Origin of the sequence: Mesorhizobium temperatum (genome assembly GCF_002284575.1) — a bacterium.
Taxonomy (GTDB): Bacteria; Pseudomonadota; Alphaproteobacteria; order Rhizobiales; family Rhizobiaceae; genus Mesorhizobium; species Mesorhizobium temperatum.
The window spans coordinates 17,284-42,257 of the sequence record NZ_NPKJ01000066.1; the positions used below are offsets into that span (position 1 = coordinate 17,284).

General features: G+C 62.0%; 24 protein-coding genes and 2 pseudogenes. 15 read left to right on the forward strand and 11 right to left on the reverse strand.

What is annotated here, in order from left to right; genetic code table 11:
* Positions 1-420: 420 nt before the first annotated feature.
* From CIT26_RS24840 to CIT26_RS24860, 5 genes and pseudogenes are all read left to right on the forward strand, one after another.
* The gene (locus CIT26_RS24840; protein ID WP_095495012.1) at positions 421-1,395 is read left to right on the forward strand and encodes an ABC transporter substrate-binding protein; all 975 of its coding nucleotides are present in this window, start codon (positions 421-423) and stop codon (positions 1,393-1,395) included.
* A 75-nt stretch (positions 1,396-1,470) separates the two neighbouring features.
* Entirely contained in the window at positions 1,471-2,556 is a 1,086-nt protein-coding gene (locus CIT26_RS24845; RefSeq protein ID WP_095495013.1) for a quaternary amine ABC transporter ATP-binding protein, read from the forward strand.
* Complete coding sequence (locus tag CIT26_RS24850) at positions 2,553-4,535, forward strand: ABC transporter permease (protein WP_095495014.1); 1,983 nt, start codon at positions 2,553-2,555, stop codon at positions 4,533-4,535. Before CIT26_RS24845 ends, CIT26_RS24850 begins: the two co-directional genes overlap by 4 nt.
* A 64-nt stretch (positions 4,536-4,599) precedes the next feature.
* On the forward strand, positions 4,600-5,625 hold the full coding sequence (locus CIT26_RS24855) for a serine hydrolase domain-containing protein (RefSeq protein WP_095495015.1): 1,026 nt from the start codon (positions 4,600-4,602) through the stop codon (positions 5,623-5,625).
* Between the two features lie 26 nt (positions 5,626-5,651).
* Positions 5,652-5,867: pseudogene (locus CIT26_RS24860) on the forward strand (ABC transporter permease); the annotation flags it as partial.
* Between the two features lie 550 nt (positions 5,868-6,417).
* Here CIT26_RS24860 and CIT26_RS24865 read toward each other — a convergent pair.
* From CIT26_RS24865 to CIT26_RS24870, 4 genes are read right to left on the reverse strand one after another with little or no spacing between them, the layout of a single operon-like run.
* Positions 6,418-6,747, reverse strand: a complete 330-nt coding sequence (locus tag CIT26_RS24865; protein ID WP_095495017.1) for a hypothetical protein — start codon at positions 6,745-6,747, stop codon at positions 6,418-6,420.
* On the reverse strand, positions 6,744-6,893 hold the full coding sequence (locus CIT26_RS36795) for a hypothetical protein (protein ID WP_167391529.1): 150 nt from the start codon (positions 6,891-6,893) through the stop codon (positions 6,744-6,746). The genes CIT26_RS24865 and CIT26_RS36795 overlap by 4 nt, the downstream gene beginning before the upstream one ends.
* Positions 6,890-7,072 (reverse strand): hypothetical protein, encoded by a 183-nt coding sequence (locus tag CIT26_RS36085; protein WP_143747909.1) that lies wholly within the window; start codon positions 7,070-7,072, stop codon positions 6,890-6,892. Before CIT26_RS36085 ends, CIT26_RS36795 begins: the two co-directional genes overlap by 4 nt.
* Positions 7,054-7,302 (reverse strand): hypothetical protein, encoded by a 249-nt coding sequence (locus tag CIT26_RS24870; RefSeq protein ID WP_095495018.1) that lies wholly within the window; start codon positions 7,300-7,302, stop codon positions 7,054-7,056. Before CIT26_RS24870 ends, CIT26_RS36085 begins: the two co-directional genes overlap by 19 nt.
* Positions 7,303-7,569: 267 nt before the next feature.
* Between CIT26_RS24870 and CIT26_RS24875 the strand changes: the two genes are divergently transcribed.
* Entirely contained in the window at positions 7,570-7,962 is a 393-nt protein-coding gene (locus tag CIT26_RS24875) for a VOC family protein (RefSeq protein WP_095495019.1), read from the forward strand.
* 146 nt (positions 7,963-8,108) lie between these two features.
* Here CIT26_RS24875 and CIT26_RS24880 read toward each other — a convergent pair whose 3' ends face one another.
* Entirely contained in the window at positions 8,109-8,447 is a 339-nt protein-coding gene (locus tag CIT26_RS24880) for a 4a-hydroxytetrahydrobiopterin dehydratase (protein WP_095495020.1), read from the reverse strand.
* Between the two features lie 783 nt (positions 8,448-9,230).
* On the opposite strand from CIT26_RS24880, the gene CIT26_RS24885 reads away from it, so the two are divergent.
* Entirely contained in the window at positions 9,231-9,662 is a 432-nt protein-coding gene (locus tag CIT26_RS24885) for a group I truncated hemoglobin (RefSeq protein ID WP_095495021.1), read from the forward strand.
* 570 nt (positions 9,663-10,232) lie between these two features.
* Here the strand turns inward: CIT26_RS24885 and CIT26_RS24890 are convergent.
* Both CIT26_RS24890 and CIT26_RS24895 read right to left on the reverse strand, forming a co-directional pair.
* Positions 10,233-10,611: pseudogene (locus CIT26_RS24890) on the reverse strand (DoxX family protein); the annotation flags it as partial.
* 541 nt (positions 10,612-11,152) lie between these two features.
* Positions 11,153-12,511 (reverse strand): NAD(P)-binding domain-containing protein, encoded by a 1,359-nt coding sequence (locus CIT26_RS24895; RefSeq protein ID WP_095495022.1) that lies wholly within the window; start codon positions 12,509-12,511, stop codon positions 11,153-11,155.
* Positions 12,512-12,765: 254 nt separating this feature from the next.
* Between CIT26_RS24895 and CIT26_RS24900 the strand changes: the two genes are divergently transcribed.
* Positions 12,766-13,473 (forward strand): helix-turn-helix domain-containing protein, encoded by a 708-nt coding sequence (locus CIT26_RS24900; RefSeq protein WP_095495023.1) that lies wholly within the window; start codon positions 12,766-12,768, stop codon positions 13,471-13,473.
* Between the two features lie 199 nt (positions 13,474-13,672).
* On the opposite strand, the gene CIT26_RS24905 is transcribed toward CIT26_RS24900, so the two are convergent.
* The 4 genes from CIT26_RS24905 to CIT26_RS24920 are packed head-to-tail and all read right to left on the reverse strand — an operon-like array spanning position 13,673 to position 17,429.
* Positions 13,673-14,713, reverse strand: a complete 1,041-nt coding sequence (locus CIT26_RS24905; RefSeq protein ID WP_095495024.1) for a heme-dependent oxidative N-demethylase family protein — start codon at positions 14,711-14,713, stop codon at positions 13,673-13,675.
* A 9-nt stretch (positions 14,714-14,722) separates the two neighbouring features.
* Positions 14,723-15,688 carry a PDR/VanB family oxidoreductase gene (locus CIT26_RS24910; RefSeq protein WP_095495025.1) on the reverse strand — a complete coding sequence of 322 codons (966 nt, stop codon included), beginning with the start codon at positions 15,686-15,688 and terminating at the stop codon, positions 14,723-14,725.
* On the reverse strand, positions 15,685-16,281 hold the full coding sequence (locus tag CIT26_RS24915) for a dimethylamine monooxygenase subunit DmmA family protein (protein ID WP_095495026.1): 597 nt from the start codon (positions 16,279-16,281) through the stop codon (positions 15,685-15,687). Before CIT26_RS24915 ends, CIT26_RS24910 begins: the two co-directional genes overlap by 4 nt.
* Before the next feature lie 14 nt (positions 16,282-16,295).
* A complete protein-coding gene (locus CIT26_RS24920) occupies positions 16,296-17,429 on the reverse strand; it encodes an aminomethyl transferase family protein (protein WP_095495027.1) in 1,134 nt (377 codons plus the stop codon).
* A 166-nt stretch (positions 17,430-17,595) separates the two neighbouring features.
* On the opposite strand from CIT26_RS24920, the gene CIT26_RS24925 reads away from it, so the two are divergent.
* The 7 genes from CIT26_RS24925 to CIT26_RS24955 all read left to right on the forward strand — a co-directional run bounded on the left by CIT26_RS24925 (position 17,596) and on the right by CIT26_RS24955 (position 24,968).
* The gene (locus tag CIT26_RS24925) at positions 17,596-18,993 is read left to right on the forward strand and encodes an ammonium transporter (protein WP_095495028.1); all 1,398 of its coding nucleotides are present in this window, start codon (positions 17,596-17,598) and stop codon (positions 18,991-18,993) included.
* 52 nt (positions 18,994-19,045) lie between these two features.
* Positions 19,046-19,234 (forward strand): hypothetical protein, encoded by a 189-nt coding sequence (locus tag CIT26_RS24930; protein WP_245319544.1) that lies wholly within the window; start codon positions 19,046-19,048, stop codon positions 19,232-19,234.
* A 131-nt stretch (positions 19,235-19,365) separates the two neighbouring features.
* Positions 19,366-20,262, forward strand: coding sequence for a class II glutamine amidotransferase (locus CIT26_RS24935; RefSeq protein WP_095495030.1), 897 nt, complete (start codon positions 19,366-19,368; stop codon positions 20,260-20,262).
* A gap of 4 nt (positions 20,263-20,266) precedes the next feature.
* The gene (locus tag CIT26_RS24940) at positions 20,267-20,998 is read left to right on the forward strand and encodes a GltB/FmdC/FwdC-like GXGXG domain-containing protein (protein WP_095495031.1); all 732 of its coding nucleotides are present in this window, start codon (positions 20,267-20,269) and stop codon (positions 20,996-20,998) included.
* A gap of 6 nt (positions 20,999-21,004) precedes the next feature.
* On the forward strand, positions 21,005-22,333 hold the full coding sequence (locus CIT26_RS24945) for an FMN-binding glutamate synthase family protein (RefSeq protein ID WP_095495032.1): 1,329 nt from the start codon (positions 21,005-21,007) through the stop codon (positions 22,331-22,333).
* A 37-nt stretch (positions 22,334-22,370) separates the two neighbouring features.
* Positions 22,371-23,678 carry a type III glutamate--ammonia ligase gene (gene glnT / locus CIT26_RS24950; protein WP_095495033.1) on the forward strand — a complete coding sequence of 436 codons (1,308 nt, stop codon included), beginning with the start codon at positions 22,371-22,373 and terminating at the stop codon, positions 23,676-23,678.
* 36 nt (positions 23,679-23,714) lie between these two features.
* Positions 23,715-24,968, forward strand: a complete 1,254-nt coding sequence (locus CIT26_RS24955; RefSeq protein WP_095495034.1) for a sarcosine oxidase subunit beta family protein — start codon at positions 23,715-23,717, stop codon at positions 24,966-24,968.
* Positions 24,969-24,974 lie beyond the last annotated feature (6 nt).

Sequence of the window (24,974 nt, forward strand, 5' to 3'; positions counted from 1 at the left end):
GTCAATCTGCTGATATAATCGGCAGGCGGCGAAACTGCGGCCGAATTGCGCGATCCGCGCCGCGTTAGTCGTTGCGCGACATGAACGTTGGTATATATAATTTCATCCCATGAAAATGGCTTCGGCGACTGCCGAGAGCCGACATCATGGGACCTTGATGGCTCGCAAGCTTGAGGGCGCCGCAAGACCGGCGATCAATCCGCAGAACACTGCTTCGGCAGCACGGCAGCCATGACGCGGTCCCGTCCCGCACGACATCTTCATCGAATTGGGCATCATTGCGTCTGCGGCGACTTTAGCGCCGACAGCAATTTGGTGCCAATGGCCTTGCGCAACGACCAGCTTTTCCAACACAATCAAAAGAAGACGCAAGAAGGGAACGAACGATAACTTCCACCAGAGCTTGACAGGAGAACAAGCATGTCACTTCGGAGTATGATTTCCAGATTATCAATGGGAGCCTTAACACTTGCCGCGGCAAGTGTGCTGACGCCTTCGGTCCATGCTGCGGGGCCAGAATCCAACGACCCGATCAAGATCGCGCTGTTCGACTGGACCAGCGTCAACCTGAACGCAAAGATCCTCGGCGGCATTCTGGAAAAGCTTGGATACACGGTCGAGTACCCGACCGCCGACTATCTCTCCAGCCTGACCACCGGACTTACCAATGGCGATCTCACAGTCGCGCTGGAATTCTGGGACACGACTGCCGGCGAAGCCATGAAGGCCTCCGACGCGACCGGGCAGACCGAACGCCTCGGTGCGCTCGGGCCCAAGGCCAAGGAAGAATGGTGGTATCCCGAATACATGAAGGAGAAATGCCCGGGCCTGCCAAACTGGGAGGCGCTGAAGGACCCGAAATGCGCCGAAGCCTTCTCGACGGCGGAAACGGCGCCGAACGGCCGCTACCTCGGTGGTCCGGTGACATGGGAAGGTTTTGACGACGAGCGTGCCGCAGCGCTGAAGCTGCCCTTCACCGTCATCCATGCCGGCACCGATGCGGCGATGTTCGCCGAACTGGATTCGGCCTATCAGCGCAAGGCGCCGATCATGCTGTGGGTCTATTCGCCACATTGGGCGCCGGCCAAATATAAGGGCGAATGGGTCGAATTCCCCGATTACACGCCGGAGTGCTACAACGACCCGAAATGGGGTGTGAACCCTGAAGCGAAATACGACTGCGGCAAGCCGCATGGCGAGATCTGGAAATATTCCTGGGCCGGCATGAAGGACAAATGGCCGGTCGCCTACAAGGTCGCGAAGAACTACACGGTCGACACCGACGAGCTCAACAAGATGAGCGGCGAGATCGATCTCGAAGGCAAGACGCCGGAAGACGTCGCCGCCGCCTGGATCGCCGCCCACGAAGCCGACTGGAAAGCCTGGGCCGAGTGATCGTTCCAACTGGAAACTGCGAGATCCGGTCATTCACGGCCGGGTCTCTATTCCATATTCCAGAAGGACGATTGCATGGCCGATACGACTGAACAGGTGCCGCAAGCGGCGGGCACGCCAAAGGATGCCCGCCCGATAAAGCTCGCCTGCCGCAACGTCTGGAAGCTGTTCGGCGCGAACGCGGCCAATTTCATCCGCCAGCGCGACGGCAAGGCCAGCATGGCGGACGTCGCGGCGGCCGGGCTGGTCGGGGCGGTGCGCGCCGTCGACCTCGAAATCCGCCAGGGCGAGATCTTCATCATCATGGGCCTGTCCGGCTCCGGCAAATCGACGCTGGTGCGCTGCATGTCACGGCTGGTCGAGCCGACGCATGGCAAGGTCGAGTTCGAGGGCAAGGATCTCCTCAAGATCTCCGATGCCGCGCTGATCGAGTTGCGGCGCCACCGCATGGGCATGGTGTTCCAGAATTTCGCCCTGCTGCCGCATCTGAACGTGCTGGAGAACATCGCCTTTCCCTTGGGCATCCAGGGACAGGACCGGCCGACGCGCGAGAAGCGCGCGCGGGAAGTGATCGAGCTCGTCGGCCTGCGCGGCCGCGAGCATTTCTATCCGCGCGAGCTTTCCGGCGGCCAGCAGCAGCGTGTCGGCATCGCCCGCAGCCTCGCCACCAAGCCAGAGATCTGGTTTCTCGACGAGCCGTTCTCAGCGCTCGATCCGCTGATCCGCCGCGAGATGCAGGACGAGCTGATGCGGCTGCAGACCATGCTGCACAAGACCATCGTCTTCATCACCCATGATTTCGACGAAGCCATCCGGCTGGCCGACCGTATCGCCATCATGAAGGACGGCGAGGTCATCCAGATCGGTACGCCTGAAGAGTTGGTGGTCAACCCGGCGACCGACTATGTCGCCGAATTCACCCGTGACGTCGACCGCGCCAAGGTGATCTCGGCGCGAAGCCTGATGCGCGCCTGCGACGGCACCGAGCATGGCGGCGTGGTCGCGCCGGATGCCAAGATATCAACTTTTTCGGCAAGCATCGTCTCGGCCGGCAAGCCGTTCGCCGTCGTCAACGGCAGCGGCAAGCCGATCGGCGAAGTCACGCCGCAAGCGGTGATCGATCTTCTGGCAGGCATCGAACGTCCCGGGGCAAGCGCATGACGGTGACGGCAAGCACCAGCGAGGCGCGATCGCGGCCGGTTCAGATCTGGCTGGTGGTCTGGGCCTGCGCCCTTGCCGCGGTGCTTTCCGTATTCCTGCTGCAGGACAGGCTGCCCTGGGCGGTCAACTATCCGGCCGGCGCAATCGTTCCGGTCGCCGACTGGGTCAGCGCGCTGATGAACCTGATAAAGTCGAACTTCTCCTGGCTGACGCGGTCGATCACCGCGGCGCTCGGCGTGCCGCTCGATTTCGCGCTCAATCTGCTTGCCAAGAATTTCAAGATCGGCCGTGGCGCGGATATGATCATCTTGCCGCGCCTATCCTGGGTCGGTGTGTGCATCGCTGCATTCCTGGCCGGCCGCGCCGCCGGTGGCTGGAAGCTCGGCGCGCTGGTCGGCGGCTGTTTTCTCTACATCGCGCTGTTCGGCCAATGGACCAGCGCAATGCTGACGCTCGGGCTGATTTCCATCGCCGTGCCGTTCTGCATCGTCACCGGATTGTTCGTCGGCATCTGGGCGTGGCGCAAGCCTTGGGCGGAGAGGCTGTTGATCTCCCCTGCCCTCGACCTGATGCAGACCATCCCGACCTTCGCCTATCTGATCCCGATGCTTCTGCTGTTCGGCAACAGCCCGGTTTCGGCGATGATCGCGACGGCCATATTCGCGACGCCGCCGATGGTGCGCGCGACGATGCTGGGACTGTCGCGGGTGCCGTCCGAAATCGACGATTTCAGCGAGATGGCCGGCTGCACTGCGCGCCAGAAACTGTGGCGCGTGCTTTTGCCGTCGGCGCGTCCAGCGCTGATGGTCGGCGTCAATCAGGTCATCATGCTGGCGCTCAATATGGTGATCATCGCTTCGATGATCGGCGCCGGCGGCCTCGGCTACGACGTGCTTTTGGCGCTCAGGGCGCTGAAGGTCGGCGAAGCGATGGAAGCCGGCCTTGCCATCGTCGCGCTGGCAATCGCGCTCGACCGGCTGAGCCAGGCGATCGCGCGCAATCACGCGCAAGGTCATGTCTATCAGGAGGTCAGCCCTAGCTTCTGGCGGCGCTACCCCAACCTGACGCTGGCCATCGCCATCCTTGCAGCCACGACGCTGCTTGGCCTGCTCGTGCCGGCGTTCGCCGCAGTGCCGAAGGCGATCACCTTCACCACCGCACCGATGTGGAAGACAGCAGTGAGCTGGATCACGATCAACTTCTTCGACACGATCGAAGCGTTCCGCGTGGCGCTGATCCTCAATGTGCTGAACCCGGTGCGCGCCTTCTGCGAGGGCTTCCCGTGGCTGGGCGCGGTGTTCCTGCTTGGCCTTGCAGGCTACCAGCTCGGCGGCCTGCGCCTCGCCGCCCTGGTCGCGGCGCTGACCGTCTTCTGCGCGGTGACCGGCCTCTGGGAAAAGACCATGGCGACGGTCTATCTCTGCGGCATCTCGGCCTTCATCGCTTGCCTGGTCGGTATCCCGATCGGGCTGATGGCATCGCGCAGCGACCGTGTCGAGAAGATCGTCACCCCGATCATCGACACGCTGCAGGTGCTGCCGTCGTTCTGCTTCATCATCCCGGTGGTGATGCTGTTCCGCGTCGGCGACGTGACGGCGATGATCGCGACCGTCGCCTTCGCCGTGGTGCCGGCCATCCGCTACACCAATCACGGCCTCAGGCAGGTGCCGCCGGCACTGATCGAGGCGGCAAAGGTGTCGGGCTGCACCAAGCGCCAGACATTCCTGCGCGTGCAGCTGCCGCTGGCGCTGCCCGAGATCATGCTTGGCGTCAACCAGACGATCCTGATGGCGCTGGCGATGATCATCATCTGCGCCATGGTCGGCACCCGCGATCTCGGCCAGGAGGTGTTCATCGCGCTGTCCAAGGCCGATTCCGGCCGCGGCATCGTCGCCGGACTGGCCATCGCCTTCATCGGCATCGTCGCCGACCGGCTGTTCAACGCCTGGACGGCGAAGGCACGGGCAAGACTGGGATAGCCGGGAAATAGAGGATCTCGCGTCCCACCTTCGTCTTGCCCAAAATGCATCCCAAGCTGGCTTCATGCTGAAGCGTCCCACCGTGATTCTAGCCTTTCTCCTCATGCTTTCCGTCGCTGCTCACGGTGCGGACGGCCTGGAGGAGCGGCTTGAAAAGCTCTTTGATGAGGCCGAGCGCCTGACGCCGCTGCGCACGGTTGCCATCGCGCATGAGGGCGCGGTGGTGGCGGAGCGTAGCTATCGCGGCCACTCTCCGGCACGTCCTGCCAACATAAAATCCGCCTCCAAGTCGATCATCTCCGCGCTCGTCGGCATCGCCATCGACAAGGGTGTGCTCCAGGGCCCTGACCAGAAGATCGCTCCGCTTCTTCAGGGCGAACTGCCCGCCGACGTGGATCCGCGGCTCCAGCAGGTTACGATCGGTCATCTGCTTTCCATGCAGGCGGGGCTCGGTCGGACCTCCGGCCCAAACTACGGGCGTTGGGTGGCAAGCGACAACTGGGTGCGGGCAGCGCTCGCCATGCCCTTCGACGACGAACCGGGCGGTACCATGCTCTATTCCACCGGCTCGACCCATCTCCTATCGGCGATCCTGACGCGGCGGACTGGCCGCTCAACGCTGGAACTGGCGCGCGAATGGCTGGGGCCGCAGGAGGGCTTTTCCATCGCCGCCTGGGACCGCGACCCACAGGGCATCTATCTCGGCGGCAACCAGATGGCCATGAGCGCGCGCTCGCTGCTCGCCTTTGGCGAGCTCTACCGCAGCGGCGGGATGAGCCGCGGCGGACGGCAGCTCGTGCCGGCCGATTGGATCAAGCTCTCCTGGCAGCCACGCACCGCCTCCCGTTTCACCGGTGACGGTTATGGCTATGGTTGGTTCATGCGTCAGATCGCGGGCGAAGCGGTCTTCTACGGGTGGGGGTATGGCGGGCAGATGGTCTATGTTGTGCCCGGGCGCGCGTTGACCGTGGTCATGACATCCGATGAAAACGGCCCCGCCGGCCGCAGCGGCCATCGCGACGATCTCCATGCCCTGCTCGAGCGGATCATTGAGGCGACGAAAGACGTGCGCGAGGCTCGCAGCAACTAGTATCTCTGCACAGAGGATTTGAAGGGCTTGGCGTCTACCAGACGATCCTGATGGCGCTGGCGATGATCATCATCTGCGCCATGGTCGGCACGCGCGATCTCGGCCAGGAGGTGTTCATCGCGCTGTCCAAGGCCGATTCCGGCCGCGGCATCGTCGCCGGACTGGCCATCGCCTTCATCGGCATCGTCGCCGACCGGCTGTTCAACGCCTGGACGGCGAAGGCACGGGCAAGGCTGGGGTAGCCGGAAGTAGAAGGTCGCGCCCTAGAGCTGTCGCCAATGGCCGAGATGGATGAAACCTTGCCGTTTGAATTGGTCGGCGCGAACGAGCAGACAGCGTCATTTTTCCGACCGCGGCCGAATGACCCCCAAAGTCGGAATCCGGGCCCAAAATCCGACATTCGCCGCGCTAGCCCTAAACGTCTGCTTCGCGCCATGAGCCGCCGTTCCCGGCGGATCTCCGGACCGGACGTTCACGCTCCGGCAGGTGTCGGACCCCTTGCCGACATCGGCAGCGCCCCGGCTTGCGGCGGAATCGGGCGTCAAACGAGAGGACGACTACAACGTCTGTACCGTATCGCGGTGAAGATCGCGATCTTCAGCGACAAGCATTGTCGGAACTCCCCGCAGTCAGCCGGCCTTCACGCCGCGCCCTCCGGATCGTCCTCGCCGCGCCATCGGATATGCTTCGACTTCGCTAGCTTCAACAAATCATCGGCTTCCGAGTTCAGGTGCTGGGCGGCTTCGCGCAGCGCGAATCCTGGCGTCGGGGAAATAGGTTTGCGCCTTGGCCTCATTGCTGCGCTTCCTCCATGGCCTTCCTGTTACCAATCAGCCGCTCGGCGGTGGCAAAAGCGCGCTGCCATTGTTCCAGCTCGCCCGGCGGCAAGGGCTCGTCCCACGGCAATAGCTCCTCAAACGCCGAGCACCAGGTGATGTTGAACGCACACGGGAGGAGATCAGCGAATCGCAGCTCCCGGCCGAAGTGTCTCCGGATCGCTTCATGTGCACACGCCTTGCACAGCGTTTCGTTCTTCCGCGCTATATGTCGCCAGATAACATCCTTCAGCATCGGCGCCACTTCGTCCGGTTCACGCCCGCAACGATCGCAACGAATGTTCATCGCGCCTCCTCGATGGCTTCGGCCGCGCGCACCAACCGACGTTCGAAGGTCCGACCAAGGCCGAAGAAGGCGGGATTGCGGGCACACAGGCACATCACGTTGTTGATCAGCATAACCCAAGCCATCGCATCCTTGTGCGTGTTCACGATGCTTCCTCGATCTCCAGAGCCAACCCGAATTGCCGCGCCTGATCCTTGGCGGCTTGGGCGAAACGGCCCTTGTCGTCACGCGGCTGCGCGGGCCGATGCACAAGATGCGCGGCGGAGGTCTGCGCGGGATGGGCGGGGTGCTCCCTTTTCAGGCGAATCAAGTCACTGAAACCCACGATTTACCTCCGTAGCGGCGGTTTTCATAAGCTACCTGCCGTTCGCGTTCCGCCAGCTCGGTCTCGTTTTCCGGGACGCTGAAGCCGGGGTAGAACCAGTCGGTGCCATGGCCGTGTCGCTGCCCATAGCCGCGGTCTTCCAGTTTTTGCGTAAACGCCTTTTCGAGCCGAGGTTTCGTCGTTGCGCTCGCCCAGCTTTTCCACGATGCGTAGGCGCATTTGGTCGGCACTTCGCCGCCTTTGCGCGCAGCATTCGGCCAGCCATTGGCCGATGGCGTCTTCGGCCTTGAGATAGGCGGTGGTGGCGTCGCGCACGCATTGCGGCGGCATAGGGCCGTGCTGGTACCAGGTGCGGCAGCCGGTATCCACGCCAGGATTTGCGGCCATTCGGCTTTCAGCTCTCAATCCGCGAGGCCCGGAACAACGGGCAGGCCCGGGTGTTAACCGGGCGAAGCCTCCTTCGAAAATGAAGCTCACCTCGTTGCAGAGGGCCTAATATGGCGATCCATTTCAATCATACGATTCTGCCGGCTCGCGACAGCAAGGCCTCGGCAGATTTCCTGGCCGAGATGCTGGGGCTGCCGGCGCCGCGGCGCTGGGGGCCGTTCCACATGGTCACGACCGACAACGACGCCAATCTCGACTATATGGATACCGAGGAGAAGGTCGTGCGCCAGCATTACGCCTTTCTGGTCGACGACGCCGAATTCGAACAGATATTCAACCGCATCCGCGAACGGAACTTGCCTTACTGGGCTGACCCGGGCCAACGAAAGCCGGGGGAGACCAACGACCACGACGGTGGGCGCGGTCTCTACTTTGAAGACCCGAACGGGCATCTGCTCGAAATCATCACGCGTCCGTACGGCAGCGGCGGCTGGAATCCGTGAGCGTCGCGCCAAGGGAGCCGGCCCGATGGCAATCACCGCCGTCGAACCCTCCCAATCTGAGGAATCGGTGTGTCACTCCTGGCGCGACTGAGCCGTTGGCGAACCGGGCAATAGACCCGTTCCGGCCGTTCGGAGCCGAGCGCCCTTTACAAACCGGCTAGCTGATTGATCTTCGCTGCCATGATGAAATCGTTCTCGTGCAGGCCCCTGATCTTATGGGTCTGCAGCGAGATTTCCGCGTAGCCCCAGCCGAAGCAGATGTCCGGATGGTGCCCCTCCTCTTCCGCCAACCGGCCGACCTCGTCGACGAAGGTGAGTGCTTCCCGGAAGTCCGCGAACTTAAATTTGCGGCGTATCAGGTGTCCCGCCTCCAGAAGATCCCAGCCGGGCGTCTGGGAAAGATATCCGCCGGCTTCCTTCTCGGTCAGCGGCGGTATGCCGCCGCGGCAGGGCGTACAGGTTTTCTGGGCAATGCTCTCCGCCATGACGATCTCCCTTATTGCACATCGCGGTTCCAGGTGCAGCGACCACTGTTTACCGCACCCGATATTTGCTCGCATAGTGCTTGCGGAGAAACTTGCGAATCTGCTCCGGCAAGGCGCTTGTTGTCGGTCTCCCTCGGCCGATCGCTGTGCTTTTGTGGACTCAGTCGATCGGTGCCCCGGCTCTGTTTCGGGTGATTGTGCATCTCAAATCACCTGCGGCAACGGGGCCGCCTTCCGTTCAAGAGACGATCTCGACCGGGGGCCGCCGATCGTGAGCCCGAACCGAGGACGCTCTCTGGCCACCAGCGCCGGCGACTTGTCTGTATCGCCTTGTCACGCCAGCCAGCGGATCTTGATACCCATCGGTCGCTTCATCGACGGCGTTGCGAAAATCCATTCCCACATGACCTTTATGGCGCAGGTATTGTGAACGGCAAGCTCAAACCCGAACAGAACCGGTTTGCGCCGCCGATCCTAGCCGCCGGATTGGGTCAGTAAACGGCGAACTCGCGCCAGGAGCGGTCTTTCATGGTCCAGCCAATGAGTGTCCGCATCACCCTCGCAGGTGGCGCGGCGGCTTGCCGGTCCAGCGGCACACCGCGCGGTAAATCACTGGAAATCGAAGGGAGGCTTTGCGTTTCGCCGCCTATACGGCCTGATCGCGAAATTGGCATAGCTGGAGCAAGCTTTTACGTGTAGAATTTCTAGGGCGTTGAGGGGACTAGACGCTGCAATCTTCCCCAGCGCCTCTCGCGCGCTGCCTGGCAAAGGGAGGAAGTCGCCATGAGATCAATCGCCAAGGAGTTTTTGCTTGCAGCGGCGGTAGTGATTGGTGTCATTCTCACGGCGGGCGCGCAGCAGAAGAGCCTTTATGAGCGCCTAGGCGGACAGCCGGCGATTACCGCAGTCGTGGACAGGTTCGTCGCTAATCTCGCCGCTGACAAGCGCATCAACACCTTTTTCGCCAACACCGATATTCCGGCCCTCAAGAGCAAGCTGGTCGATCAAATCTGTCAGGCCTCGGGCGGACCCTGCACTTACACCGGCAAGGACATGAAAGCCGCTCACCAAGGCTTGCGGATTACGGAGGCGGACTTTAACGCCCTGGTTGAAGACCTCACCGCGGCGCTCGATCACTTCAAGGTGCCAAAGCAGGAAAAAGACGAGTTGCTCGGTCTTTTGGCTCCGATGAAAAGCGACATTGTCGAGGGGTAGGACTTATCCGCTACACGCTGCCGGATGGGTCACGTCTTCCCGTACGACGCCTTCGATGGAAGGGTCCGCAAGGGTCGACTCCGGTGGTTTACGCGAAAGTCTGCTTTGGCAGCGCATCGCGAACGTCGGGAAACTGGTGTGCTCGCGTCATACATTTTTCTGCTGGCAATGTTCCACCCGATTGGGACGTAGAACGCTCCATCACGGTATAATCCGAGCCGATGCGTCGGCCGGCTCGGTCGCGCCGCTTCCGGACATTTGCGCAGACCACGACGAAGGTCTCGATCCGCCCAACGCGGCCATTCTTGAGACCGTCTGGCGCCCGAAAGCGACGATCAGCGGAGCCGAAACTTCTTATCATTTCCACCTAGGGCAACAGCATATGCTCTTCGACACCCTTGCAGGACGTGCTCCGCTGGAAGCCGCCCAGGAGGTTCCCTCGCGATCCTATTCAGGGCGTCGCGAGGCCGGTTCCGCGACGGGCCGCATCGACGCTCCACGCGCCGCCTCCCGCGAAAAAGAAGTACAGGAAAATGAAGCAGTAGAGGATCGCCGCGTCGCCCTGGNGGCCGCATCGACGCTCCACGCGCCGCCTCCCGCGAAAAAGAAGTACAGGAAAATGAAGCAGTAGAGGATCGCCGCGTCGCCCTGGTTGACAACCGGAAAGAAGTTTTGCGGCGCGTGCGCCCATGAAATAGGCGACCGCCATGTTGCCGGACAGAATGAACGCGACGGGCCGGGTGAAGAGTCCGAGGGCAAGCAGCACGCCTCCGATCACCTCGATCAATCCCTGAATCACAAAAGGCCCCGACAGTTGCATCGGTTCGGCAGCGGGCGGAAAATTGAAGAACTTTTGAGTTCCGTGCTCCAGAAACAGCAGCGCCGACATGATCCTCACGACGCTTAACCACTCCGGAGCCCAGGCCGAAATCTTGTCGAAATTCATCAGTTGGCCTCCATCATGACCCGGTGATTCCGGCCGGCAGGCTGAATTATCAGCGGGTCTGCTCTTCGCACCGATTTTGCGAAGAGGGTATGATGCACAGCGCGAGGCGTAAACCAATACTCCCAGTTCACAGTCGCGTGACATCCGGTCGTACTAGTGATGGAGTGCCGAGCCGCGGGAGCCTAGACCTTGCCGATTGCGCTCGCTCCGCCAGTGACTAGCGCCGACGAGGCGCGTGGGACTAGCAGGTCGCGCCACTCCACAAGCAAAGCCGCCAAAGCGAATACCCTTCGTCAGGACCGCGCTCGAGTGGCCCTGCAATGTCCGCTTTCCGTCACAGCACCGGTTCCTGCGAACGTCGGCTATCGGGTAGAGAAACGGGTTGATGGAGGGCGGCTCAGGGTCAGGAACGCTGGTTGGGGTGAACGTCGGCCATCGGGCAGCGAAATGGGCTGATAAAGGTCGCGTTTGGGTCAACTTGCGTCGTCCCCGCTCTCGGCGTCAAATGCCCGAGAAGGTCTGAACTCGGTCCTCAGAACATGGTCTACTCCGCCGCGACGCCTTTCACCTCGAGATAAGATTCCATTGAATCATCCATCGCCTGCAGCCACGGCGTATGGTGCAACGGCGCCATCGTGCCGGTCATCAGCGAGCGGTAGGCGTGGTCGCGGAAGCTCATGATGTCTTGCGCCTTGTGGTGCTCCCATTCCATGAAGGTCTGATTTGTCGCCTCGACGTCGAATCCCGGATAATCGGTCTGCTCCATCAACTCCTTGGTGTAGTCGCCCTGGAACCAGATCATCTGCTCGGCGTCTTCCAGCGTTTCCTCGCGCGCCCGCCATCTCCTGCCATGTTCCGCCATCACTTCTGCCGAGGGCAGTTCGATGCGGCCCATGATGACGTCGCGCGCGAACCAGGCCTGCGCGTCGAACATGTTGAAGGTGTAGAACTGGTCCTGCATGCCGATATAGAACAGCTGCGGGTTCTTCTCCCAGACGACGCCCTCATAGAGCCCGTCCGGCCACATGCGGTTGGCGGTCTTGAGCTTCAGATCCTCGGTGAGGAACGGGAATGAATGGAGGTAGCCGGTGCACAGGATGATGGCGTCGACATCCCTGGTGCTGCCGTCCTTGAAATGCGCGGTCTTGCCGACGACCTTCTGCAGCAAAGGCACTTCCTTCCAGTTGTCAGGCCATTTGAAGCCCATTGGCTTCGAGCGGTAGCTGGAGGTGATCGATTTGGCGCCGTATTTGTAGCATTGCGAGCCGATATCCTCGGCCGAATAGGAGCGGCCGATGATCAGGATGTCCTTGTCCTTGAATTCCATGGCGTCGCGGAAATCATGGCTGTGCAGGATGCGGCCATTGAAGCTCGAAAAGCCCTCGAAATAGGGAACGTTCGGTACGGAAAAATGCCCCGAGGCAACAACGACGTTGTCGAACTCTTCGGAATAGGTGACGTCGTTGGTGCGGTCATGCGCGGTGACGGTGAACTTTTTCGTCGCGTCGGAAAAGGTCACCATGCGCACCGGGCTGTTGAAGCGCACCCATTTGCGCACGTCGGATTTTTCGACGCGGCCCTTGATATAGTCCCACAGCACCGCGCGCGGCGGGTAGGAGCCGATCGGACGGCCAAAGTGCTCCTCAAACGTGTAGTCGGCGAATTCGAGGCATTCCTTCGGTCCGTTCGACCAGAGGTAGCGGTACATCGAGCCATGCACCGGGTCGCCATGCTCGTCGAGGCCGGTGCGCCAGGTGTAATTCCACAGGCCGCCCCAGTCGGACTGCTTTTCGAAGCAGACGATTTCCGGAATGTCCGCACCCTTGTCGGCCGCCGACTTGAAGGCTCGAAGCTGGGCCATGCCGGAAGGTCCGGCTCCGATGACGGCAACACGACTTTTCATTACGGGCCTCCCGGTCTCATTTCTCTAACGAAACAAATTTCACTGACAGGACAGTAATTGCCCGTTCGATGCTGTCAACAGGCCTTCTGCTGAAACCACGTTTCAGCAGATCGGATTTTCAGCAAAACCGCTGATGGCGGAAACCCGGAGAGCACGCCGTTCGACATTAAGTGGCTTGCTGTCGCAGTTGCGCTCTGTATCCGCACTGAATATGTTCACCGTGAGTGAAATAAATCTGCAGAACGGGTGGCGACATGGCGAAGAAAGCTTCCAATTTCAGGAATGGGGCAGCCGCCAAGGCCAAGCCGTCGCCGAAGGGTGTGGCAACGATCCGGACGCCACTGACCCAGGACCCGCACGCTGTTCGCGACACCCGCGAAAAAGTCCTGGAGGTGGCGATCGGCCGCGAGGTGCGGGCGTTTCGCAAAAAACTCGGCATCACCGTCGCCGATCTTGCGGCTGCCACCGACATTTCGCTTGGCATGCTGTCGAAGATCGAAAACGGCATCACCTCGCCATCGCTGACCACTTTGCAGGCGTTGTCGCGGGCGCTCGGCGTTCCGGTCACCGCCTTCTTTCGCCGCTTCGAGGAAGAGCGCAGCGCCGTCTTCGTCAAGGCTGGCGAAGGCCTCGACGTCGAGCGGCGCGGCACGCGTGCCGGCCACCAGTACAATCTGCTCGGCCATATCGGATCCAACACCAGCGGCGTCGTCGTCGAACCCTATCTGATCACGCTGACCGAAGATTCCGATGTGTTTCCGACATTCCAGCACGAAGGCATGGAGTTCCTCTACATGCTTGAAGGCGAGGTTACCTACCGCCACGGCAACAACCTCTATCCGATGAAGCCCGGCGACAGCCTGTTCTTCGACGCCGATGCGCCGCACGGACCGGAAGTGCTAACCGTTCTGCCGATGCGCTATCTCTCGATCATCTGCTATCCGCAGAGTAGCGCGGGTTGAGCGGGTTTTCTAATGAACGCCTGTTCATTCCAGCTTGGGTTCCTCGCCCCCACGAAGTGGGGGAGAGGTGGCTCGGCGAAGCCGAGACGGAGAGGGGGGACTGCGCCCTACGAAGGCCCCCTCTCCGACCGCTTCGCGGCCACCTCTCCCCCGCTTCGCGAGGGCGAGGAACCCAGGTCTTGAGAAGCAGGCAGGAAACTCAATCAGGCCCAAATCCTGGGCTTGTCGGGCTGCCGTCATCGAGCTTCGAAAGCCACTCGACCAGCGTCGCGCGGTAGCGCGTGAGGCCTTTATAGTTGGCGAGCTCGTCGGGCAGGTCGCGGATGACGCGATGCAGGCGCCTTGCCCATTTCGGCTGCGTCACCAGCTCGTCCATCTTGATCAGATAGCAGCGGATCGGGAAGACGATGCCGTTTGAGCGCGGCAGCCGCCAGAAGCTTTGCAGCTCGACGCGCAGATGGACTTTTTCGCCGACGTTTTCAGGCGTTACCGTCGCGCGGTCCGGACCCCATTTGTGATAATTTTCCGGACTGGTGTCGAGGCGCGGATTGATGGTCATCGTCCAGTTCAGCCGCCGCGCGGGTTTGCCTTGCTGGATGTTGGTGAGAAACTTCAGCGCCCGTACGAATATGCCCTTCTCATGCGCCAGCGGCACCGGCGCGTGCCACTCGAAGAAATTCATGCCGATGTCGAAATCGAGCGACCAGTCGGCCTGGGTGGTGACCATGCCGGCATCCATCCACAGATTGCCGTCGCGCTGGTCGAGGATGCAGAAATCGCCTTGTGATTGCCGCGTGATGTATTCCATCGGCCCATAGGGCAGCGTCGACACGTCGCCGAAGGTGAAGGTGTCGTCGATGCCGAGCGGCCGGTTGATCCAGCGCCAGCGGTCGCCGTCGCGCGTCAGCGTGAAATGCTCGGGATAACCTAAAGCCTGCTGCTCCATCAGAAGTTCGAGCAGGTCCCAGCCGGCCAGCGTCATATGCGACAGCGACTGACAGCGCAGCGGATCTTCCGCCAGCACCAGTGCGCGGTCCTGCATCTCGGCAACATAGTGCTCGTCGACGTCGATCAGGTTTTCGAGCACGCTGCCCTTCGGCCCCAGAACATGCGGCTCTATGTTGACCGCATACATGTAGCTGTCTTCGTGGAACGGGAACGGAAACCGCCTGATGTGCTCCGGGCTGTTCCTGAAGGTGAAGTCGTCGCGGAACGTTTCCTTGCGAAAGGTGATGCCCAAGCTCGCCTCCTATCTTTCCAGCACCAGCGACCTGCCTTCGAAGCGCGAAACGCAGGGCATGATCTTCTTGCAGGATCGGTGCTCTTCCTCGCTCAGCCAGTGGTCGTTGTGGATGAATTTGCCGTCATGCGCGATGACGTTGGTTTCGCACTGGCCGCAGACGCCGCCGCGGCAGAGATAGGGCGGATCGACGCCGGCCGCCTCGATCGCCTCAAGCAGGCTCTGCTGCTCGCCGACGCGGATCGTGTTGCCGCTGACGGCCAGCGTCACGTCGAACGGCGCGCCGGGCTGCGGGGCTGCGAAATGCTCGAAATGCACGGTTTCCGCCGGCCAGCCCAGCGCAGCGGCACGATCGCACACCCAGCCGATCATGCCGGACGGGCCGCAGACATAGAGATGCGTGCCGAGCGGCTGCGACGACAGCAGCCGGTCGAGCTCGATGCGCTCGTCGCGATCGTCGTGATAGAGCCTGACCCGGCGATCATAGCGCTCTCTCAGCACATCGGCATAGGTGCCGAGCGAAGCGGTGCGGCAGGTGTAATGCAGCTCGAAATTGCCGCCATCCGCCGCCAGCTGCGCGGTCTGCGCCATGAACGGTGTGATGCCGATGCCTCCCGCCAGCATCAGGTGCTTCCTGGCGCGCAGGTCGAGCGAGAACAAATTGACCGGGTAGCTGATCACCATCTCCATGCCGGGCCTGACATGCCTGTGCATGAACAGCGAGCCGCCGCGGCCGACATCGTCGCGGCGCACAGAGATCATGTACTCGCGCGTGTCGAGCGGCGAGCCCATCAGCGAATAGGGGTTGAGCCTGGTCCGCTCGCCGTCGCGCATCTCCACCACAACATGAGCGCCGCCGGAAAATGTCGGCAAAAGCTGCCCGTCGCGCCTGCGGAAATGGAAGCGCGTCACCAATTCGTTGACCGGAACGACGTCGCTCACCACGACGTCAAGCTTGGTGGTGCCGGTGCTCATCGAAAGATCTCCTCCGTCGGAGGAATTTCGCTGCGGTCTTCCGCATTGATGCAGACGCCCTGGAATGCCGCGAGACGCCTGGAATAATGATCGCGTACCAGGAGAAGCAGGCCACAATGCGAACAGGTCGCCGGCTGCGTCGTCACGCTTTCGGTGATGCCCTTGCAGTGAACGCACTGCACACGACGCGCCAGCGAGCCGCGATGCTCGGTTTGGATCGCGGTGTGATCGATGCCGGCTTCGAGTGCAGCCTGCATGGCTTGGCCGATCAGCCCCTCGGTGCCGGCGAGATAGAGGCGCAGGCCCATATGCGCGTTGGCCAGGGTCTGCTTTAGCCGCGGCAAGGCGCTGGCGAAGGAAGGCCCCTGGTAGAACTGCGCCGGGTTCAGCGCCTCGAGCGCCGCGACATGTTTGCCGTCATTGCCGGGGATGAAGATGATGTGGGCATCGGCAAAGAAGCCCGCGGGCACCTTGGCGGCCAGGTCTGATATCGCCAGCGCTCCCTCTGCATCCGCTACGAAAAGATGGTGCTTGCCGGGCTGCGCAGACAGGGTTCCGTAGACCGGCCGGCTGATGATGCTTTTCGCTGCCATCCTCTCAGTATGCCTCAGCCCTTTGCCGTGCGCTTGGTCTTCTTCGGGTCATCGAACGGAAGCGGCTCAGCGGTCGCGCTGATGGCGCCGCTCTGGTTGCGTATCTCGAGCCTGGTACCCTGGACGGCACAGTCGATGTCGAGCCGGGCGATGCCCATCGATTTCTTGACCAGCGGCGAATACATGGCGCAGGTCACCACACCGACCTTTTTGCCGTCGCGATAGACCGGTGCGCCCTCGTCGGCCGGTTCCTTGCCTTCAAGCAGCACGCCGAAGATCTTGAAGCGTTCCTTGCCCTTGAGGCGGTAGTGCTCCTCGGCGCCGCGAAAGCCTGTTTTGCCGGGGCTGACGGTAAAATCGAGGCCGAGTTCCCACAGCGTATCGCCGGGGCCTTCGTTCTCGAACGGATATTTCTGGGAATTGTCGTAGGGGTAGAACAAGAGGTAGCTCTCGACGCGCAGCATATCGAGCGTGGTGAACCGGCACGGGATGATGCCGGCGCTCTTGCCCTCGTCGAGGATGGTGTCCCAGATCGTGCCGGCATCCTGGCCGCGGCAGAAGATCTCGTAGCCGCGTTCGCCGGTGTAGCCGGTGCGCGAGATCATCACCGGAAAACCGAACAGCCGCGTCTGCATGTGATGGAAATAGGCGAGGTCGCGAATGCCCGGCACATGCTTTGCCAGATAATCGACGGCTATTGGCCCCTGCAGCGAAAGGTCATGCAGATTGTCGTCGAAACGCAGCGAGACATCGCGGCCCATGGCGGCCCGCTGCAGCTCCTCATGGCCGGTGCCCGAACCATGCACGACCATCCAGGCATTCGGGCCAGTGCGGTAGAGGATGCAGTCGTCGGTGAACTTGCCGGCCTCGTTGAGCATGCAGGCATAGGCCGACTTGCCGGGATAGATCTTTTCCACGTCGCGCGTCGTCGCCAGGTCGATCAGATGCGAGGCGTGCGGCCCGGTGATGTGGACCTTCTTCAGGCCCGACACGTCCATCAGCCCGGCCTTGGTGCGGATGGCGATATATTCCTCGTCGGCGTCCTTGTCGTAGGTCCAGGCGGTGCCCATCCCGCTCCAGTCTTCGAGCTTCGAACCGAGCGCACGATGGCGATCCGCCAAGGTCGAAAATCTCCAGGATGCGGTCATGGACTTGCTTCTCCTCAACACGATTGCCGACGATCCGCGCTGCAGGCACTGAGTGCCATGCGACGGTCCGCGCCATATTGACTCAAAACTCCAAAAGCGCGCAATACTAAGATGCAAAAAGTTTTACTGAGAGGCAAGGAACGCAACTGAACGGAGGGGACATGTAATGGAAGGGAATCTCAACGCTCTAACGACCATTTTCACGGAATTCTATTACTGGGTGACCATCGTCATGATGTTCCTGATCCATGTCGGGTTCTGCATGTACGAGGTCGGCGTGTCGCGTCGGCGCAATCATCTGAAAACGCTTATGAAGAACGCGATGGCGATCCCGCTCGTCACGATCACGTTCTATTTTTTCGGCTGGTGGATCTATTTCGGCTTCCCCAACGGGCCGGGCATCGCCGGCGGACTTGTCACCGCACCTTTCGCCGAATCGTGGAATCCGCTGATGGGCACCCATCTCTCCGGCGTCAATCCGGGCGAGACGGGGGTCACGCCTACCGACGCCGCGCTGTGGCATCGCCTCAACGGCGTGTTCTGGGGCGCCTTCCTGCTGTTTTCCATCACGACGGCGTCGATCATCTCGGGGTCGATCATTGAGCGCGCGCGCTCGGGTGCGTTCTGGATCGTCGCGGTGCTGGTCGGCTCGGTCCTATGGATCCTCGACGCGTCCTGGGGCTGGCATCCGCAAGGCTGGATGGTGAAGCTCTGGGGCTATCATGATGCCTATGCATCGGGGGTCGTGCACGCGATCGCAGGCGGAGCGGCGCTCGCCTTCCTAATCGTGCTCGGACCGCGTATCGGCAAATTCAAGCCCGACGGCACGCCGCGCGACATCCCGCCCCACAATGTTTGGCTGGTCACGATCGGCCTGTTCCTGATCTTTACCGGCTTCTGGGGCTTCTATGCCGCGTGCAACATTCCGCTGATCAGCCCGGCCACGATTGCCGGCCAGATCACCGGTGAGACCTGGACGGCGACCAACATTTATCTCGCGCCGACGACGCTCTCGGCGATCACCTTCAACTTCCTGATGTCGCTGTCGGGCGGCATGTTGGCCGGCTACATCGTCTCGAAAGGCGACCCCTTCTGGACGTTCTCGATGGGGCTTTGCGGCATTATCTCAGCCTCGGCCGGCAACGACCTCTATCACCCGATCCAGGCACTGCTGATCGGCGCGATCGTCCCGACCATCTGCTATAAGCTGCACTATTTCGTCGAGCGCCGCTTCAAGATCGACGATGCGGTGGGCGCCGTTGCCGTGCACGGTTATGGCGGCTTCCTCGGCGTCGTGGTGGCCGGCTTCATGCTGTGGGGACAGCCGTCCTCGCCCTATGAAGGCTTCGCGCACGTCAACCCGCTCGGCAATTTCGCTGGCGCGGTACTGATGTTCGTGCTCGGTTTCGTCCCCACCTTCGTAGTCAGCAAGATCCTCAACAGCATGAACCTCCTGCGCGTGCCGGCGAAGGTCGAACTCGAGGGCGTCGACTTTGCCCTCAACCATGCGTTCGACGCGTCGGTCCGCGAAGTGGGAACCGCCGAAAAGGCCATGATCAAATAGTCAACGGGCAAGGAGAACCGCAATGTCTACCAATGGAATGGAAAGCTGGGCCGTGGACCTCAAGGACATCGGCGCGATCTACCCGTTTCAGGGTTCTGAAGTCGTGATGGTCATCATCGGTCTCGTCTTCTGGATCGGGTGGCATGTCCTCCAGACGCGCCACGAGAACGCTGAAATCGAAGCCGATATGGCTGCGGATCGCAGCGGAGAGGAAACCAGAAAGGCGATCGATCGCCATTAAGTCGCCGCCGGTCGCCTGGCGCGTCATTTGCGCCAGGCGACTTGTCCAAGATGAAAAAAACTTTCATACGAGTTGAATTCGCTTGATGAAGCTGGTAGCACCTAAATCATACCTCAGCTCGGGAGCCTGACATGTGCGGAATCGTCGGACTGTTTTTGAAGGACAAGTCGCTCGAGCCCCAGCTTGGCTCGATGCTTTCGGAGATGCTGATCTCGCTCAGCGATCGCGGTCCCGACAGCGCCGGCATCGCCATCTATGGAACGCCATCCGGCAGCGAGGCCAAGATCACCATCCAATCGGCAAAGCCGGAGCACGATTTCCGCAACCTGGATGCCGAACTCGCCAGGGCGATCGGAACGCCGGTGAACATCGCGGTGAAATCGACGCATGCGGTCGTCAGGACGACGCCCGACAAGATCGATGAAGTGCGCGAGGCGATCCAGGCGCTGCGCCCCGATATCCGCATCATGGGCGCCGGCGACGTCGTCGAAATTTACAAGGAAGTCGGCTTGCCCGAAGCGGTCGTCGACCGTTTCGACGTGCGCAGCATGACCGGCACGCACGGCATCGGCCATACCCGCATGGCGACGGAATCGGCAGTTACGACGATGGGCGCGCATCCGTTCTCGACCGGCGCCGACCAGTGCCTGGTGCACAATGGCTCGCTGTCCAATCACAACAATGTCCGCCGCGAGCTGATCCGCGAAGGCATGAAATTCGAAACCGAGAATGACACGGAAGTCGCGGCCGCCTATCTCTCCTCGCAGATGGCGCATGGCAAGAATCTCGGCGAGGCGCTGGAAGGCACGCTGAGCGACCTCGACGGCTTCTTCACCTTCGTCGTCGGCACCAAGAACGGCTTCGGCGTGGTGCGCGATCCGATCGCCTGCAAGCCTGCCGTCATGGCCGAGACCGACCAGTATGTCGCCTTCGGCTCGGAATATCGCGCGCTCACCAAACTGCCCGGCATAGATAATGCGAGGGTCTGGGAACCCGAGCCCGCAACCGTCTATTTCTGGGAGCATTGAGTTCATGCCGGCAATCAACGTCTCCACGGCACTCGACCAGAGCCATGCGTCACGAGTCTTCGACCTGGCCGAGATGCCGCTGCGCGAGCTCAACCAGGCGCTTCATAATTTGACCCTCGGTTCGAACGAGACCGCCTGGGAAGTGCTCAATCCGAAAGGCAGCCATTCGGTCGCCGTCGGCGTCGACCAGCCGGTCACCATCGATGTCCGCGGCAGTGTCGGCTATTATTGCGGCGGCATGAACGACGGCAGCGCCGTCACCGTGCATGGCTCGGCCGGACCCGGCGTCGGCGAAAACATGATGTCGGGTTCGATAACGGTCAAAGGCGACGCCAGCCAATATGCCGGCGCCACCGGCAGGGGCGGGCTGCTGGTCATTGAGGGTAACGCATCGTCGCGCTGCGGCATTTCGATGAAGGGCATCGACATCGTCGTCCATGGCAATATCGGCCACATGTCGGCCTTCATGGCGCAGTCCGGCAATCTGGTGGTGCTGGGCGATGCCGGCGATGCGCTCGGCGATTCCATCTACGAGGCGCGGCTGTTCGTGCGCGGCAAGGTCGGCAGCCTCGGCGCCGACTGCATCGCCAAGGAGATGCGGCCAGAGCATCTGGAATTGCTGCAAGGCCTGCTCGACCGCGCCGGGGTGACCGGCGTCAAAGCGGCGGAGTTCAAGCGTTACGGCTCGGCGCGCACGCTCTACAACTTCAACATCGACAACGCCGACGCGTATTGAGGCTCAATGACTTATCGCAACCCGCCGACGACGCCGCGCAAATCCGCGACCTTCGACGACTACACACTCTCCGAGATCCGCCGCGCCGCGGCGACCGGCATCTATGATATTCGCGGCGCCGGCGCCAAGCGCAAGCTGCCGCATTTCGACGACCTGCTGGTGCTCGGCGCTTCGATCTCGCGCTATCCGCTGGAAGGCTATCGCGAGCGCTGCGACACCAGTGTCGTGCTGGGTTCGCGCCATGCGAAAAAGCCGATCGAGCTGAAAATCCCGATCACCATCGCCGGCATGAGTTTTGGCTCGCTATCCGGTCCGGCCAAGGAAGCGCTCGGCCGCGGCGCGACGCTGTCGGGCACCTCGACGACCACCGGCGACGGCGGCATGACCGAGGAAGAGCGCGGCCATTCCAAGACGCTGGTCTACCAATATCTGCCGTCGCGCTACGGCATGAACCCGCGCGACTTGCGCCGGGCGGATGCGATCGAGATCGTCATCGGCCAGGGCGCCAAGCCCGGCGGCGGCGGCATGCTGCTTGGCCAGAAGATCTCCGACCGGGTCGCCGAAATGCGCACGCTGCCGAAGGGCATCGACCAGCGCTCGGCCTCGCGCCACCCCGACTGGACCGGGCCCGACGATCTCGAGATCAAGATCCTGGAACTGCGCGAAATCACCGACTGGGAAAAGCCGATCTACGTCAAGGTCGGCGGCGCGCGACCCTATTACGATACAGCGCTTGCGGTGAAATCAGGCGCAGATGTCGTCGTAATCGACGGCATGCAGGGCGGCACCGCCGCAACCCAGGAAGTGTTCATCGAGAACGTCGGCCAGCCGACGCTTGCCTGCATCAGGCCGGCGGTGCAGGCGCTGCAGGATCTCGGCATGCACCGCAAGGTGCAGCTGATCGTCTCCGGCGGCATCCGCAACGGCGCCGATGTCGCCAAGGCTCTGGCGCTCGGCGTCGACGCGGTGTCGATCGGCACCGCCGCACTTGTCGCGCTCGGCGACAACGATCCGCGCTGGGAAGCGGAATACAACGAGCTCGGCACCACCGCCGGCGCCTATGACGATTGGCACGAGGGACGCGACCCGGCCGGCATCACCACGCAGGACCCCGAACTAATGAAACGGGTCGATCCGATAGCGGCCGGCCGACGGCTGGCGAATTATCTCAAGGTGATGACGCTGGAGGCGCAGACGATTGCCCGCGCCTGCGGCAAGAACAGCCTGCATAATCTCGAGCCCGAGGATCTCGTCGCGCTGACGATCGAAGCCGCCGCCATGGCCGGCGTGCCGCTGGCCGGGACCAACTGGATACCGGGGAAGAACGGCTTCTGATACCAAGCTACCAAATACCAATAAGCGAGGAACTATAATGGGGAACGATCTCGCCGCCTTCGCCAAAGGGAACGGCGTCAAATATTTCATGATTTCCTACACCGACCTGTTCGGTGGGCAGCGCGCCAAGCTGGTACCGGCGCAAGCCATCGCCGACATGCAGAAGGACGGTGCCGGCTTTGCCGGCTTTGCCACCTGGCTCGACCTGACGCCGGCGCATCCAGACATGCTGGCGGTGCCGGATCCGGATTCGGTCATCCAGTTGCCGTGGAAGCCGGAAGTCGCCTGGATTGCCGCCAATTGCATGATGGACGAAAAATCGGTCGAGCAGGCGCCGCGCAACACGCTGAGGCGGCTGATTGACGAGGCGGCGGGCGACGGTATGCATGTCAAGACCGGCGTCGAGGCCGAGTTCTTCCTGATCTCGCCGGACGGCAAGACGATTTCCGACGAATACGACACGGCATCAAAGCCCTGCTACGACCAGCAGGCGGTGATGCGGCGCTACGATGTCATCACCGAGATCTGCGACCACATGCTGGCGCTCGGCTGGGGCCCCTACCAGAACGACCATGAGGACGCCAACGGCCAGTTCGAGATGAACTGGGCCTTCGACGATGCGCTGGCGACCGCCGACAAGCATTCCTTCTTCAAGTTCATGGTCAAATCCGTTGCAGAAAGGCACGGCCTGCGCGCCACCTTCATGCCAAAACCATTCGCCGGCCTGACCGGCAATGGCTGCCACGCCCACATCTCGGTGTGGGACAAGGACGGCAAGACCAATGTCTTTGCCGACAACGCCATGGAGCTTGGCCTGTCGGCGAAGGGCAAGAATTTTCTCGGCGGCATCATGAAGCATGCCTCAGCACTTGCCGCGATCACCAACCCGACGGTCAATTCCTACAAGCGTATCAATGCGCCGCGCACTATTTCGGGCGCCACCTGGGCGCCGAACTCGGTGACATGGACCGGCAACAACCGCACCCACATGGTGCGCGTGCCCGGCCCCGGACGCTTCGAGCTGCGCCTGCCCGACGGCGCGGCAAACCCTTATCTGCTGCAGGCCGTCATCATCGCCGCCGGCCTCGACGGCATCCGCTCGAAGGCCGATCCCGGCAGGCGCTACGACATCGACATGTACCAGTTCGGTCATACGGTGGAGGGCGCGCCGAAGCTGCCGCTCAACTTGCTCGATGCATTGCGCGAGTTCGACAACGACAAATCGCTCAAGGCGGCGCTGGGTGAGGAATTCTCGTCGGCTTATCTAAAGCTGAAGCACCAGGAATGGAATTCCTATGCTTCCCACTTCACCCAGTGGGAGCGTGACCACACGCTCGACATCTGATCCGGAATTGTTGCACGCCCGGCGCGAAACAGGTTCATGAAATACTCGATCTTCTCCCTCGCCCGCGCCGCATTTTCCGGCCACAAGAATTGGCAGCGCACCTGGCGCGACGCCAGCCCGAAGGATCACTACGACGTGGTGATCATCGGCGGCGGCGGTCACGGCCTAGCGACGGCATGGTTCCTCGCCAGCGAGTACGGCATCAGGAATGTCGCCGTGCTCGAAAAGGGCTGGATCGGCTCCGGCAATGCCGGCCGCAACACCACCATCATCCGCTCCAATTACGGGCTGCCCGGCAATACCGGCTTCTACGAGCTGTCGATGAAACTGTGGGAGCGCATGGAGCAGGATCTCAACTACAACACTATGGTCAGCCAGCGCGGCGTCATCAATCTCTACCATTCCGATGCGCAGCGCGACGCCTATGCGCGGCGCGGCAACACGATGCGCATCAACGGCATCGATGCCGAACTCTTGGACCTGGCGGCGGTCAAGAAGATGATGCCGTTCCTGAACTTCGACAATGCACGCTTTCCCGTGCAAGGCGGCCTGCTGCAGCGGCGTGGCGGCACGGCGCGCCACGACGCGGTGGTCTGGGGCTACGCCCATGCGGCGAGCGCGCTCGGCGTCGACATCATCCAGAATTGCGAGGTGACAGGTTTTTCGCGCGACGCCAACGGCAAAGTGACCGGCGTCGAGACTTCGCGCGGCACAATCGGCGCCGGCAAGGTCGGCATGGCCGTTGCCGGCAGTTCGTCGCGGGTCGCGGCGATGGCGGGACTGCGGCTGCCGATCGAGAGCCACGTGCTGCAGGCCTTCGTTTCCGAGGCGATCAAGCCGCTGATCCCCAATGTCATGACCTTCGGCGCCGGCCATTTCTACGTCAGCCAGTCCGACAAGGGCGGACTGGTCTTCGGCGGCGACATAGACGGCTACAATTCCTATGCCCAGCGCGGCAACATGCCTGTGATGGAAGACGTCTGCGAGGGCGGCATGGCGCTTATGCCGATGATCGGTCGCGTGCGCCTCTTGCGCCAGTGGGGCGGCATCATGGACATGTCGATGGACGGCTCGCCGATCATCGACAAGACGCCGGTGGACGGGCTCTATCTCAATGCCGGCTGGTGTTATGGCGGCTTCAAGGCAACGCCGGGCTCGGGCCTTGTGTTTGCCCATCTTCTGGCCCGCAACGAACCGCACAAGGAGGCCGCGCGGTTCCGCCTCGACCGATTCCGGCGCGGCGCGATGATCGATGAAAAGGGCGTCGGCGCCCAACCGAACCTGCACTGAGGACGG